13 protein-coding genes are annotated in these 13412 nt (G+C 66.3%); 3 read left to right on the forward strand and 10 right to left on the reverse strand.

Annotated features, from left to right (window positions below; genetic code table 11):
• The first annotated feature begins 388 nt into the window (after positions 1-388).
• On the forward strand, positions 389-1057 hold the full coding sequence (gene pdeM / locus ACSSV8_RS06240; RefSeq protein ID WP_454281869.1) for a ligase-associated DNA damage response endonuclease PdeM: 669 nt from the start codon (positions 389-391) through the stop codon (positions 1055-1057).
• A gap of 7 nt (positions 1058-1064) precedes the next feature.
• Here pdeM and ACSSV8_RS06245 read toward each other — a convergent pair whose 3' ends face one another.
• The 8 genes from ACSSV8_RS06245 to ACSSV8_RS06280 all read right to left on the reverse strand — a co-directional run bounded on the left by ACSSV8_RS06245 (position 1065) and on the right by ACSSV8_RS06280 (position 9797).
• On the reverse strand, positions 1065-1475 hold the full coding sequence (locus ACSSV8_RS06245) for a Na+/H+ antiporter subunit G (protein ID WP_354538361.1): 411 nt from the start codon (positions 1473-1475) through the stop codon (positions 1065-1067).
• A 9-nt stretch (positions 1476-1484) separates the two neighbouring features.
• Entirely contained in the window at positions 1485-1754 is a 270-nt protein-coding gene (locus ACSSV8_RS06250; protein ID WP_454281870.1) for a K+/H+ antiporter subunit F, read from the reverse strand.
• Positions 1751-2242: a Na+/H+ antiporter subunit E gene (locus tag ACSSV8_RS06255; protein WP_454281871.1), complete on the reverse strand. Its 492-nt coding sequence runs from the start codon at positions 2240-2242 to the stop codon at positions 1751-1753. The genes ACSSV8_RS06250 and ACSSV8_RS06255 overlap by 4 nt, the downstream gene beginning before the upstream one ends.
• A gap of 12 nt (positions 2243-2254) precedes the next feature.
• Positions 2255-3775, reverse strand: a complete 1521-nt coding sequence (locus tag ACSSV8_RS06260; RefSeq protein WP_454281872.1) for a monovalent cation/H+ antiporter subunit D — start codon at positions 3773-3775, stop codon at positions 2255-2257.
• Positions 3772-4125, reverse strand: coding sequence for a Na+/H+ antiporter subunit C (locus ACSSV8_RS06265; RefSeq protein WP_454281873.1), 354 nt, complete (start codon positions 4123-4125; stop codon positions 3772-3774). The genes ACSSV8_RS06260 and ACSSV8_RS06265 overlap by 4 nt, the downstream gene beginning before the upstream one ends.
• Before the next feature lies 1 nt (position 4126).
• Positions 4127-6991, reverse strand: coding sequence for a monovalent cation/H+ antiporter subunit A (locus tag ACSSV8_RS06270; protein WP_454282001.1), 2865 nt, complete (start codon positions 6989-6991; stop codon positions 4127-4129).
• A 145-nt stretch (positions 6992-7136) separates the two neighbouring features.
• A complete protein-coding gene (locus ACSSV8_RS06275; protein ID WP_454281874.1) occupies positions 7137-8222 on the reverse strand; it encodes a Hint domain-containing protein in 1086 nt (361 codons plus the stop codon).
• A complete protein-coding gene (locus ACSSV8_RS06280; protein WP_454281875.1) occupies positions 8223-9797 on the reverse strand; it encodes a Hint domain-containing protein in 1575 nt (524 codons plus the stop codon).
• Between the two features lie 296 nt (positions 9798-10093).
• Between ACSSV8_RS06280 and dapE the strand changes: the two genes are divergently transcribed.
• Positions 10094-11245: a succinyl-diaminopimelate desuccinylase gene (gene dapE / locus ACSSV8_RS06285; RefSeq protein ID WP_454282002.1), complete on the forward strand. Its 1152-nt coding sequence runs from the start codon at positions 10094-10096 to the stop codon at positions 11243-11245.
• Positions 11242-11847 (forward strand): TIGR04282 family arsenosugar biosynthesis glycosyltransferase, encoded by a 606-nt coding sequence (locus ACSSV8_RS06290; protein ID WP_454281876.1) that lies wholly within the window; start codon positions 11242-11244, stop codon positions 11845-11847. The genes dapE and ACSSV8_RS06290 overlap by 4 nt, the downstream gene beginning before the upstream one ends.
• A gap of 63 nt (positions 11848-11910) precedes the next feature.
• Here ACSSV8_RS06290 and ACSSV8_RS06295 read toward each other — a convergent pair whose 3' ends face one another.
• Together ACSSV8_RS06295 and ACSSV8_RS06300 are read right to left on the reverse strand one after the other, a co-directional pair.
• Entirely contained in the window at positions 11911-13278 is a 1368-nt protein-coding gene (locus tag ACSSV8_RS06295; protein WP_454281877.1) for a sigma-54-dependent transcriptional regulator, read from the reverse strand.
• On the reverse strand, positions 13278-13412 hold the full coding sequence (locus tag ACSSV8_RS06300) for a hypothetical protein (protein WP_354538371.1): 135 nt from the start codon (positions 13410-13412) through the stop codon (positions 13278-13280). Before ACSSV8_RS06300 ends, ACSSV8_RS06295 begins: the two co-directional genes overlap by 1 nt.

Below are 13412 nucleotides of genomic sequence, written 5' to 3' on the forward strand. Positions count from 1 at the left end.
AAAGCCTGACAGGAAAGGCGCTCGCGCCGCATTTGGAACAGCCATTTCTGCGCTCGCAAACGTTAGTTTTTCCACACAATCGGCCTGAAGGGGACGTTGGGGGAGCCGCGCATCGGCGGGCCGCGGTGCGGCGATCCAACGTTCGTTTGGCAGCACTTTATCGTGCCAAATCCGAAAAACCTCATGGCATGGCGCTGGTTGCAGCCAAATCGCCGTGCCGGGGGGCGGCCCGGCGATGCGCGGCGGCGCGCCAAGGCGCGCCTCGATTCCGCGCAAGGGGGCTTTGCCGTCAACGTCCCCTTCAGGCCAGTTGCGATCCGCCCCCCCATAACCCCGGCATCATGAGCCGCCTCTTGCCAATCGCCCCGTGACGGGCCACGAAAGGGCCATGGACGGCCATGCATTCACCCTTGCGGGCGCCACGCTCACGGCCCTGCCCTCGGGCGCGCTCTATTGGGAGGCGCGCAATCTTCTATGCGTCTCGGACCTGCATCTCGGCAAGGCGCTGCGCCGCGCGCGCGCCGGAGAGCCGCCCCTGCCCCCCTACGAGACGCGCGACACGCTGACCCGGTTCGAATCGGACCTGCGCCGCACGGGCGCGGCCACGGTGATCTGCCTCGGCGACAGTTTCGACGACACGCTAGCCGCCCGCGCCCTGCCCGAGGCCGAACGGCTCTGGATCGCGAAATTGCAGGCGGGCCGCCGCTGGGTCTGGATCGAGGGCAATCACGATCCCGGCCCGGTGGCCCTTGGCGGCGCGCATCTGGCCGAACTGCCCGAACCGCCGCTGACGTTTCGCCACATCGCAAGGCCGGGGCAATCGGGAGAGATATCCGGGCATTACCACCCCAAGATGCGGCTTGCGCTGCGCGGCCAGTCGATCAGCCGCCCGGCCTTTCTGATCGACAGCGACCGGGTGATCCTGCCCGCCTATGGCACCTATACCGGCGGGCTGAGTTGCGAGGATGCTGCCCTGACCGGCCTCATGCGCGCAGAGGCGCTTGCCGTGCTCACCGGCCACAAGACCCACGTCCTGCCGATGCGCGCGCGCCGTTGAGCGTGGGTCATTCGCCCTTGCGGGCGACCTCGTTCACCGCCGATTCGGGCGTTTCGACAGCGGCGCGCGCGGCGTCACTCTCATAGCTGGCCCAGGGCCGGTCAGAGCCGGTGGGCGGCAGGTCTTCGGGCTTGTGCCCCAGATGCAGATGCACCTTTGCAATGAAATGCCCGGTGATCGGCGCGGTCAGGAACAGAAACAGCGTGATCATCAACTCGTGAAACGAAAACCGCCCCAGCACGAATTCGAAATAGAGCATCGAGGCGATGAGCGCGCCCCCCACCCCCAGCGTCGTCGCCTTGGTCGGCGCATGCAGGCGCATCATCGGATCGGGCAGCTTGATGATCCCGATGGAACCCACGAGACCGAAGATGCCGCTGATCACGAGGCTGGCCGAGATGAGGATATCAACGATCATGGCACGCCCCTATTCGATGATGTCGCCGCGCAGCAGATAGCGCGTGTAGGAGACAGTGGAGATGAAACCGGTCATGGCAATGAGCATCGACGCCTCGAAATAGACCGCCGTCCCCTCAAGGATGCCGAACAGAGCCAGAAGTGCGATGGCGTTGATCACCATCGTATCGAGCGCGAGGATACGGTCGCCCACGGTGGGCGCGGTTACGATCCGGTAGATATTGAGCAAAAGCGCCAGACCGAAACAGCCGAAGGCGAAGGTGAGGGCATATCCGATCATTCGAAAATCTCCATCAGCCGACGCTCGTAGCGCGCCTTGATCTCGTCGCGCACCGCCTCGGGGTCCGGCGCATCGAGGCAATGCACCAGAAGGCTGCGCCCGTCCGCCGACAGATCGCTCGACACCGTGCCGGGCGTCATTGTGATCGTGCCCGCAAGCACGGTGATCGCCTCGGGCGTTTTCAGGTCCAGCGGGATCGTCACCCATGCCGGCCGCGTGTTTGCATTGGCCTTGAAGAGGATGATCATGGCCACCTGTACATTGGCCACGCAGATATCCCACAGCACCAGCAGGACGTATTCCACGATCCGCGGGGCCGAGCGCAGGCGCGGCGTGTTGGGCCAGTAAGGTGCCGTAACCAGCGGGATGAGCACGCCCAGGATCGTCCCGAGCAGCAGGTTGCCGGGTGTCACCTTGTTGACCAGCATCTGCCAGACCACGATCAGCAAGAGCGTGAGATAGGGATGGGGCAGGATCTTGTGCATCATCTCGGTTCCTCCCTAGCCCTGACCCAGAACGGCGGCAATATAGACGGCGGGCGCATGGAGCTGCGCCGCCGTCGCGTCCAGATAGCGCATCACCGGCCCCGCGAGCGCCGACAGCGCCACGATCCCGCCCAGAAGCGTGAAACAGGCCACCAGCGGCAGGGCGGGCTGCGGTGCGGGGGCCTCGGCACCCTCGACGCTCTCGGTGCTCTCGGTGGTTTTCCAGAACACCACGCTGCCCGCCTGCGCCATCCCGAGGATCGCCACCAGCGAGGTGCCAAGGATCATCGCCCAGATCAGCCAGACCTCGGCCATGTCGCGCGTGGCGTCAAGCACCAGAAGCTTGCCGATGAAGCCCGAGAGCGGCGGCATCCCGGCGGTGGCGATGGCCGCCCCGAACCAGAGCGCGGTGACAATGCCATGCTGCGCCAGACGCGGCCCCGGCACCAGCGCACCCGCCGTGGCCCCGCGCCGCTCGCGCACCAGATCGACCACGAGAAAGAGAAGCGCGCCCGCCAGCGTCGAATGGATGGCGTAATAGAGCGCCGCCGCCGTCGATGCCTCGGTAAAGCCCGAGATGGCGATGAGGAGCGTCCCCATGGAGCCGATGGCGGCAAAGGCCGCCAGCCGCCCCAGCCGCCGCGCGCCCAAGACCCCGATCATCCCCACGGCCAGCGTCATGAGCGCGCCGTAAAGCAGGATCTTGTCGATCAGCGCCGCCGTCGCGTCGAGGTCAGGGCCGAAGATCAGCGTGTAGAAGCGCAGGATCGCATAGGCCCCCACCTTGGTCATGATGGCAAAGAGGGCCGCCACCGGTGCCGGGGCCTCGGCATAGGTGTTGGGCAGCCAGAAATGCAGCGGCAACAGCGCGGCCTTGATCGCAAAGACCAGAAACAGCAGCATCGCGCCCACGCGCAAGAGCGCGCTGTCATCGGTGGGTATTTCCGCCGCACGCTCGGCCAGGTCGGCCATGTTGAGCGTGCCCGTGACCGCATATATCGTGCCGAGCGCGAACAGGAACAGGGTCGAGCCGAGCAGGTTGTAGATCACGTATTGCACGCCCGCCTTGAGCCTGCGCGCCCCGCCCGCATGGATCATCAGCCCGTAGGAGGCAATCAGCAGCACCTCGAAGAACACGAAGAGGTTGAAGGCGTCGCCGGTGAGAAACGCACCGCAAATGCCCATGAGCTGAAACTGCCAGAGCGGGTGAAAATTGCGCCCGCGCGCATCCCAGCCGGTGCCGATGGCGTAAAGCAGCACGACAAGCGCCAGCGCCGCCGTCAGCGCCACCATCACCGCCGACAGCCGGTCGAGCACCAGCACGATGCCGAAGGGCGCGGGCCAGTTGCCAAGCTCGTAAACCTCGACCGCGCCGGTCCCGGCATGGATCAGCAGGCCAAGCGCCACGGCCAGCAACGCAACGCACCCCGCCACCGAAAAGACGCGCTGCAACCCGATATGGTAGCGCATCGCCAGCGTCAGCACCGCCGCGAGGATCGCGGGCAACAGCACGGGAACAACGATCCAGTGGTTCATGCGCCGCTCTCCCGCTCGGTGCTGTCCTCGGGCGGCAGGGTCACATCGTCGTCGCGCGCGGTCAGATAGGCCCCAAGCGCCATCATCACCACCACCGCCGTCATGCCGAAGGAAATCACGATCGCCGTCAGCACAAGCGCCTGTGGCAACGGATCGGTATAGGTCTCGACCCCGTCGCGCAGCACCGGCGGCGCGTTCACCACCAGCCGCCCGGTGGCAAAGAGGAAATAGTTGACCGCATAGGTCAGCAGCGCCAGCCCGAGAATGACCGGGAATGTCCGCAGCCGCAGCACAAGGTAAAGCCCCGCCGCCGTCATTACCCCGATTGCGCTTGCCATCAGGAGTTCCATGTCACCTGCCCTCCTCCGCGTCGCGCGTGGGGTCGATATCCATCGGTTCCACGTTCACGGTCTCGCCCGCGCGCCGCGCCATGCTCGACAGGCTCTGAAGCGCCAGCATCACCGCGCCCAGCACGGTCAGGAACACACCCACGTCGAACGCCATCGCCGTGGCCCATTCAAACTCCTCGATGGGCGGGAAATGCAGATAACCGTAATCCGACGTGAGGAACGGCCGCCCGGCAAGCCAGGCACCGATCCCCGTCACCGTGGCGATCAGCACGCCGATGCCGATGGTGGCGTGATAGGTCACGCGTTGCCGCGCTTCGGCCCAGGCAAAGCCCGAGGCCATGTATTGCATGAGGAACGCAATCGCCACGACCAGGCCGGCGATGAACCCGCCCCCCGGCTCGTTATGCCCGCGCAGAAAGATATAGGCCCCCACCATCAGCGAAATCGGCATCATCACCCGCGTCGCCACCACCATCATCAGCGGGTGGCGGTCACCCGCCTCGGGCAGCGCCGGTTGATCCCAGTTCGCAAGCCACCGCCCGCCGGCACCGCGCAGCACCGCCTCGGTCAGCGCGAAGATCACCAGCGCGGCAATGCCCAGCACGATGATCTCGCCATAGGTATCAAAGCCCCGGAAATCCACAAGGATCACGTTGACCACATTGGTGCCGCCGCCGCCCTTGTAGGAATTGGCGAGGTGAAAGGCCGAAATGCTCTCGGCGGCGAAATCGCGCACCAGAATGGCATAGGTCAGCCCCGTCACGGCGGCCCCCCCAGCGAGCGCGATCACCGCATCGCGCGCGCGCCGCCCCGGCGTGCTCTCCACCGGCGTCTCGCGCGGCAGGAAGTTGAGCGCCAGAAGCAGCAGGATGATCGTCACCACCTCCACCGAGATCTGCGTCATCGCCAGATCCGGCGCCGAGAAATAGACGAATGCCAGCGACACCATCAGCCCCACGACGCCAATCAGCACCAGCGCGGTGAAGCGCGCGCGGTGATAGATCACCAGCAACCCGGTCGCCACGACCAGCAGCAGCCAGCCGATCGCCGGGACCGGCGTGATCGGGATCATCTCGCGCGTCGGCGGCCGCAATCCACCGCCCTGCCACGCCAGCCAGCCCGCCGCCAGCACCGCCACGCTGAACACCGCCGCGTTGCGCATCAGCGCGCCGTTGTGCAGCCCGTCCGTCAGCGCGGTCGAGAGCGCGGTCGCCCCCCGCGTCACCGCGTCGAACATCACCTTGGCCTCGGGGCGCGGCACGGCGTTCCACATCCGCATCGAGGGGCCATGCAGCGCCAGCAGCAAAAGCCCGCCCAGAACCGCGACCACCGACATCCAGAAGGCGGGCACCAGCCCGTGCCAGTGATATATTTTCACGTAAGGCTCCGCCCCGGTCACCGCCGCAGCCGCCACCCGCACCAGATCACCGGCGAAGGTCATCGGCATCAGCCCGATCAGCACCACCAGCACGGTCAAAAACGCAGGCGCGGCCCACATGCCGAAACCCGGATCATGCGGCTTGGCGGGGTAATCGGTCCGCTTCGGGCCAAGGAACACATGCGCGATATAGCGCAGCGAATAGGCCACCGAGAAAAGCGCGCCGAGCGTGGCCACCGCCCCCATCAGCCAATGCGGCCCGAACCACTGCGTATGCGCCACCTCCTCCAGCATCATTTCCTTGGACAGGAACCCGTTGAGCGGCGGGATCCCCGCCATCGACAGCGCCGCCACCGTGGCGATGGTAAAGGTGATCGGCATCAGGTGCCGCAGCCCCCCCAACCGCTTGATATCACGGGTATGCGCTTCGTGATCCACAATACCGGCGGTCATGAAGAGCGCCGCCTTGAACGTGGCATGGTTGATGATGTGAAACACCGCCACCATCGCCGCCGCCTTGGTGCCAAGGCCCAGAAGCATGGTGATAAGGCCCAGATGCGAGACCGTCGAAAACGCCAGAAGCGCCTTGAGATCGTCCTTGAAGAGCGCGATCTTGGCCCCGATCACCATTGTAATCAGGCCCGTCGTCGCCACGATCCAGAACCATTCCGGCGTCCCCGCCAGCACCGGCCACATCCGCGCCATCAGGAACAGCCCCGCCTTCACCATCGTGGCCGAATGGAGATAAGCCGAGACCGGCGTGGGCGCGGCCATGGCGTGCGGAAGCCAGAAGTGGAACGGGAACTGCGCCGATTTGGTGAAACAGCCCAGAAGGATCAGGATAAGCGCGGGCAGATACATCGGGCTGGCCTGAATGGCGTCCTTCTGCGTCAGGATCACGCTCAGGTCATAGCTTCCGGCGATGTTGCCCAGGATCAGCATCCCCGCGATCATCGCAAGGCCGCCCATGCCCGTGACCGTCAACGCCATCCGCGCGCCCTGACGGCCCTCGGGCAGATGTTTCCAGTAGCCGATGAGCAGGAAGGACGAGAGCGATGTCAGCTCCCAGAACACCAGCAAAAGCAGGATGTTGTCCGAAAGGACAATCCCCACCATCGCCCCCTGGAACAAGAGCAGATAGGTATAGAACTGACCCATCGGATCCTCGCGCGACAGATAAAACCGCGCATAGAGAATGATCAGCAGGCCGATGCCAAGGATCATGCCCGCAAACAGAAGCCCCAGCCCGTCGAGCATGAAATTGACGTTGAGCCCCAGCGAGGGCAGCCACTCGATGCCAAAGGTCAGCACCTCGCCGCGCATCACCGAGGGCGCACAGATGAGCAGGAAGATCAGCGCAAGGATCGTCGGCAAGGCGGTAAAGGCGGCACAGGTATTGCGCCCCGCCTGAATCATCAGCCCTGGCAGGAGCGCGCCCAGAAACGGCAATGCCGCGATGATCGGCAACAACCCTGCGACGGTCTCCATCACGCCCTGCCCCCTGTCGTGTTCTCCGGGTCCGCTCGCGCATCGCGTGGCGGCCCTTTCCTCTTGTTGTCGGTAATATATGGACAGGTGCCGGGGCAACAAGCCGATTCCGACCGTTTTTCCGGGTATTCCGCGTGGCCTGCGCTCAGGCCGCCCGCGCCATCGCCAGCGTGATCGCCTCGAAATGCCGCAGCACCGGCCAGACAGGCCGGGAATGTTCGGGCAGGCGCGCGCGGTCGAAGCCCGCGAGAAGCGTCCGCGCCACCACCTCCGGCTTGCGCCGCATCCGTCCCAGATAGAGGCTTTCGGTGATCGTGCCCGCAACCTCGATCTCGTCATGTTCGGGCAGGATCAACCCGTGATAGCACACCAGCGGCCCGCCCTCGGCGCGCACCGCCGAAAAGCCGTTGACCAGATGCCGCGCGGGCACCAGAACCGCCTCCTGACCGAACAGATATTCCACGTCAGACCCCCGGATCACCAGTCGCTGATGCGGGGCCACGATGATATCCGCGCGCAACCCGAAATAGGGCGCGCGCAGCCGCACCGGGGCAAAGCTGCCCAGCGCGGGCACGGTGCAGGCCAGGGATTGGAGCACCGGCACCGCCGCGCTGCCCGCCCCGCGCACAAGATCCCCGCGCCGCAGTTTTCCGACATGGACATAGCCGTGTGGCACACCCACCGGCACCAGCCCGCCCAGCCCCGGCATCGGCCCGACCGGCTCGACCGCGTCGGAAAGCGCGGCAAAGATCACCTGCCCGTCCATCTGCCGTTGGCGCGGATCGGTGAACACGGTGCGCAGATCGGCCAGCGGCATCGGGTGCGGCGGCGCCAGCGTGACCGAGGTCATCCCCAGCACATCGGGCCGCTCCAGCGTGAGCCGCCCCCAGCGCGCGGGCGCGTCCCAGCTATAGGTGATGCGCAGGCTCTCGCTGCGGTCATCGGGGCGAAACGGCAAGGTGGCATGGCGCAGATCGCCCGCCTGATTTTCCACCAGCACGATCCCCCCAGACGGCAAAAGCTGAAGCGAGAAACTGCCCGCCCAGGGATGCGTGCGCCCGAAGGCCAGAAGCGTTAGCGGTTGCCGCTCGATCGCAGGGCGCGTCTCGATCATCAGCGTGCCGCGCGGCAGGAGCGCGTCGGGTCCGGGCAGCGGACCGGGGTCGACCGACCCGAGCCCGGCGGCGTTGAACTGCCCCCCCTCTCGCGTGCTGAGCGCGATCCAGCCCATTCAGGCCGCCCGTCCCGCCAGAAGCCGTGCCTCGAAGGGGCGCAACATGCGCCGCGCGGCGGGGCTGTAGCCTGCGCCGGTCGCGGGGTCGATCTCGGGGAACAGCGCGCAGATCTCGGCCACGATCCCGGCCTCGAAGCTGCGCGCGGTCTGTGGCCCCGGCAGAAAGCTTTCGGTCAGAAGACCCTCGGACCAGATCAGTTGATGCCGGTCGAAGAGCAGATGCACATAGTCGACCTCGCCCCCCTCGATCCGTCGCACCGAGCGGTCATTCACCAGATCGCGCGCCGCGACCAGAACCTCGCCCTCACCGAACAGAAGTTCGGCAAGGCTGTCGCGGATCAGAACCCGGTGCAGCGGCGAGAGCCGCAGCGCACCGTGCCGCCCGAATGTATCGGGCGCTATGGCGATGGGGGCAAAGGCCCCCGTCGCCGCCACCCGCCGCGTGCCGATCCAGCGCAGCGGTTGCGCGCCCTCGTCCTTGGTCAGCACCAGATCGCCGGGACGAAGCGCCTCTACCGCCACCTCGCCATGGGGCGTGCGGATGCGCGTTCCGGCCACGAAACAGGGCACCGAATCCACGGTGACAAAGCCGACATCGCTCACGCCCGTGCTGCTTGCGACCCCGTAGGTGAAGCTGAACACTTCGGTATCACCATCACCGACCACCGTCACCGTGCCATCGGCATTGAGCTGAAGCTGTTGACCCGAGTTGAGCGTGACGATATCGCCCGCCGCCACCGCCTGCCCGTTGAGATGGGTGATGGTCAGCGTGCCCGCAGTGTTGTTGATGTCATTGCCCAGCAGGTCCAGCACGCGCGAGCCATCGGGAAACAGCGTCGTGCTGTCATCCGTCGCCACCAGCGTGGTCTGCACGCTGTCGGCGGCAATGAGCACGGTCGAATCGTAATTCGCATCGGTCACGTCGGCGATGCCGATACGGATGGAATTCACCTCGCCGGAATTGACCGGAATGGTCAGCGTCAGCGTCAGGGTAAAGCCATCCATCTCGGTGTTGAACTGATCGCCGGTATTGTCCTGAAAGAGGTTGGGGGCCGATCCGGCGTTCAGATTGTTGGGATCGATATCGCCGTCGCCGATCGAGAGCGGCACCTGCGTGCCGTTGATCCAGACGCCGAAGAAATCCTGGAACGCGCCGACGGCGAATTCGGGAAACTCCTCCGAGGCAAAGACGAACTGCATCGTCATGACATCGCCCGTGGGGATGAAATCCACGTCAAGGAAGGCCGCGTCGAAGGTGGGTGCCCCGGCGGCGGCGTTGAAATCGGCCACGCCGTTCGGGCCGTTGGAATCGGTCGTGGTGCTGGTGCTCAGGTTCGACTGGAAGAAGTTGTTGTTGGTAAAGCCCCGAAGATCGCCGGTCGAGAACATCACGCCCGTGTCGCCCGGCACCACGCCGGGTGAAATCGCATTGCCGTTCGTATAAATCCCCGAAGAGTCGCGGTCACCCGTGTAGGAGGCGTCGATGACCTGCACACCGTCGCCGAATATCGTCTCGGCCATCTGCATGGCCGATGCGTTTCGGCTGATCGGAATCTCTACGCCTGCAACCATGCCTGCCCACCTCGTCTACGTGAGGCAGCGCCACAGTCGGCCCTCGGGCCTTGTCGGAAAGGGGCCGCGCGCACGGGTTGTCCCGCGTGCCTGCCGCTCTGTTCCTTGGGCCATCGCGTCCGGTTTTCCGGATCACGTCGGCCCGCCTGCGATTGCTTTTGCCCTGCCTCGGGTTTGTTATTCCTGCCATGATAGCAAACCCTTCCAGCGCCGTTAAGGTTTATTCGCAGCCCCGCCGCATTTGCACCCGCCCGCGATCCGCGCTAGCCAAGGCGCATCAGATGAAAGGTTGCCCCATGCCCGCCGCCCCGCTCGACCCTGTGCGCCTCACCGCCGATCTCATCCGTTGCCCCTCGGTCACGCCCGAGGAGGGCGGCGCGCTGCGGCTGCTGGAGGGGGTTCTGTCGGAGGCGGGCTTTGCCTGCACCCGCGTGGACCGGGGCGGCATCGCCAATCTCTTTGCCCGCTGGGGCGACAAGGGCGCGGCGCGCAGCTTCGGCTTCAACGGTCATACCGATGTGGTCCCGGTGGGGGATGCGGGCGCCTGGTCCGTGCCCCCTTTCGGCGGGGTCGAGCGTGACGGCGTGCTCTACGGGCGCGGGGCCACCGACATGAAATCCGGCGTTGCCGCCTTTGCCGCCGCAGCGGTGGATTTCGTCCGGCAGACGCCCCCCGACGGCGCGGTGATCCTCGCCATCACCGGCGATGAGGAGGGCGACGCCACCGACGGCACCACCGCCCTGCTCGACTGGATGGACGCGCAAGGCGAGCGCATGACCGCCTGCCTTGTGGGAGAGCCCACCTGCCCCGCACGCATGGGCGAGATGATCAAGATCGGGCGGCGCGGCTCGCTCTCGGCCTTTTTCACGCTGACCGGGGTGCAAGGCCATTCCGCCTATCCGCATCGCGCCTGCAACCCGCTGCCCGCCATGGCGCGGCTGATGGACCGGCTGGCCTCGCATCCCCTTGATGAGGGCACCGCGCATTTCGACCCTTCGACGCTTGCCATCGTCACCATCGACACCGGCAACCCCGCCACCAACGTGATCCCGGCGCAGACCCGCGCCACCGTCAATATCCGCTTCAACGACGCCCATGACAGCGGGTCGCTCATCGCCTGGATGCAGGGCGAGCTAGACCGCGTGAACACCGACTTCGGCACCACCGGCGAATTGACGGTCAAGGTCTCGGGCGAGAGCTTCCTCACCCCCCCCGGCGCGCTCTCGGATCTCGTCGCCCGCGCGGTCGAGGCCGAGACCGGCATTGCGCCGGTGCTCTCGACCACGGGGGGCACGTCGGACGCGCGCTTTGTCAAGGATCACTGCCCGGTGGTGGAGTTCGGCCTTGTCGGCCAGACGATGCACCAGGTGGATGAGCGCGTGGAGGTGGCGCAGATACACCAGTTGAAGGCCATTTATGCCCGCATCCTGCGCGACTTCTTTGCATGAGGCACGCCACCCTTGTCGTGATGGTGAAAGAGCCGCGACCGGGCCGCGTCAAGACGCGGCTGGGGCGTGATCTGGGCATGACCGCCGCGGCGTGGTGGTTCCGTCACCAGGTCGCGCGCCTCTTGCGCCGGATCGAGGATCCGCGCTGGCGGCTGATCCTTGCCGTCAGCCCCGACCGCGCCGGGCTGACAAGCCGTGTCTGGCCCGCCCATCTGCCCCGCGTGCCGCAGGGCGCGGGCGATCTGGGCGACCGGATGGGGCGCCTGTTCCGCAGCCTGCCGCCGGGGCCGGTCTGCATCATCGGGGCCGATATTCCGGGCATCGAGCGCCATCATGTCGCCCGCGCCTTCGCCTCCCTCGGGGGCCATGATGCGGTGATCGGCCCCGCACCTGATGGCGGCTACTGGCTCATCGGGCTGAGGCGAACCGCCGCCGTGCCCGCCCGCCTCTTCGAGGGGGTGCGCTGGTCGGGGCCACATGCCCGCACCGACACCCTGCGCAGTCTCGGCTCGGCCCGCGTTGCGCTGACCGATACGCTCCGCGATGTGGATGAGGCGCGCGACCTGCAACCAATGATGCGAGACCCGCAACCGGCGGGATGAACGGGCCGCTTCCGTGACGGCATGACCGGCCCGATGGCCCGGGCAAGGGTCACGCCCTCCGGTTCAGATCCCCCAGGCGGCGCATTTGCGATCCACCGTCTTGCGCGCGACCCCAAGGCGGCGTGCGGCCTCGGCCCGGTTGCCGCCGCAGGCATCGAGCACGGCCATGATGTGGCGCTGCTCCACCAGTTCCAGCGTCTCGATGGCTTCAACGCCGGTCACGCGCCCCTCGCCCGCGAAATCCGGTGGAAAACCCCCAAGGATGACCGAGCGCTCGATCAGATTGCGCAATTCGCGCACATTGCCGGGCCAGTCGTAGCGGCTCAGCTTCAACAGGACCTGCTCGTTGAGCTCCAGCGCGGGCATCCCCAGAACCTTGGCGAATTCGCTCATGAAGAACGCGGCCAGTTCCCCGATATCCTCCTTGCGATCCTTGAGGGCGGGCATCGCCACATTGACCACGTTGATGCGGTGATAGAGATCGGCGCGGAACCGGCCCGCCTGCACCGCCGCCTCCAGATCGGCGTTGGTGGCGAAGAGAAAACGCAGGTCGAGCGGCATCTCGCGCTCTGAGCCCAGCGGACGGATGCGCCGGTCCTCCAACACGCGCAGAAGTGCCGCCTGCACCGTCTCGGGCAGTTGCGCCACCTCGTCGAGCAAAAGCGTGCCCCCCTCGGCATGGAACAGCAACCCATCCTTGCGCCGCCGCCCGTCCTCGATCACGCCGAACAACTCTTCGGCAATATGGTCGCCCGAGATCGCCGCGCAGTTCACCGCCACAAAGGGCTTGTCCGCCCGCTTGGAAAGCGCGTGCAGCGTGCGCGCGGCCACTTCCTTGCCGGTGCCGCTTGCGCCCGTGAACAGCACCGAGGTCGGCATCGGCGCGAGGCGCGCCAGTATCTCGCGCACCTGCCGGAGCGCCGGGGAATGCCCCAGCAGCCGCCCGCGCGCCGTGCCACCGCCGCCCGATAACTCGTGGCGCAGCAGGTAATTGTCGCGCGCCAGATATTTGCGGTCGAGCGCGCGCGCCACCGCGTTCAGGATCTGGTTGGCGCGAAACGGCTTGAGCACGAAATCCGTGACCCCCGCCCTCAACGCCTTGATCGCCGTTTCCAGATCGGCATAGGCGGTCATCAGGATCGTCTCGGCGAACAGCCCCACCCGGCGCTGGTCCTCCAGCCAGTCAAGTCCGGTCCTGTCGGGCATGATGTTGTCGAGAATGAGCAGATCGAAATGCGCCTGATCGAGGATTTCGCCCGCCTCGCGGCACGATCGCGCCTGTTCCACATGGCGACAGCGCGGCCCCAGCGTCTTGATCAGGAAATTGCGCATCCCCGGCTCGTCGTCGATGATGAGCACGGCGGCGCGCGCAAGGTTTTCACCGTAATCGTCGCGCGGCGTATCGGCCCTGGCGATGGCGCGGGGCGTCATTACCGTCCGTCACCAAGGCGCACGGCGTCGCTCGCGCGGGTTGCCTCGACCGTATAGCCCAGTTCGCGCAACGCCCAAGGAGCGGCGGCGGCGATCACGGCACAGGCCACGAAGGCGGCAAGCATGGCTTTCAT

This window comes from Roseovarius sp. MBR-79 (genome assembly GCF_053628555.1).